This is a genomic window from Aeromonas fluvialis (assembly GCF_000819885.1).
Classification (GTDB): domain Bacteria; phylum Pseudomonadota; class Gammaproteobacteria; order Enterobacterales; family Aeromonadaceae; genus Aeromonas; species Aeromonas fluvialis.
Genome location: NZ_CDBO01000025.1, coordinates 1 through 536, shown reverse-complemented (window position 1 = coordinate 536; position 536 = coordinate 1). Strand labels below are relative to the sequence as shown.

The following is a 536-nucleotide window of genomic DNA, read 5'->3' as shown; positions in this document are numbered from 1 at the left end:
CGAGAAGCACCAGTCGGGCCCCAATGGGCTGATTGACCTTTTCGCCGCTGTCGGCAATCGCTGCCACATTGCGCAGTACATGGGCCCAGCACAGCTGACGCTGGCTGCTGTCGATGAAACGGTATCCTGCGTACTGGTCTGTCACCAACACGCCATCCAACTCTGAGCCCAGCAGCCGTTTGGCCGCATCCTGACCCCGGCCAAACGCCGTCATGAAACAGACGGCCACCTTGCTCAGTGCCAGCCACATCCAGCGCCGCTCACCACCACGCTGATGCCGTGTTTCATCGGCATGGATACAGGAGGCTGATTGCACTTGTTGTTTGATGGCCTGGTGCGTCGGGGTCAACATGGCACTGACTCGCCCTTGCGCCTCGCTGATGGCGCCGCGACTGAAGCTCAGGCCGAAGTGCTGTTTAAGCTGTTGTTGTATCTGGCTAATGCTCTGGTGAAACAGACCACTTTGCAGGGCGATGTAGCTCAGCAGGTTGGTCCCCATCTGGCTGCTGCTCACCGTCTCGGGCAACGGCGCCGGG

At 60.3% G+C, this 536-nt stretch carries 1 protein-coding gene; it reads right to left on the bottom strand.

Going from position 1 to position 536, the window contains the following annotated elements; translation table 11 throughout:
- A partial coding sequence (locus tag BN1125_RS05960; RefSeq protein ID WP_042011223.1) for an IS66 family transposase occupies positions 1-536 on the bottom strand: 536 nt, incomplete at both ends.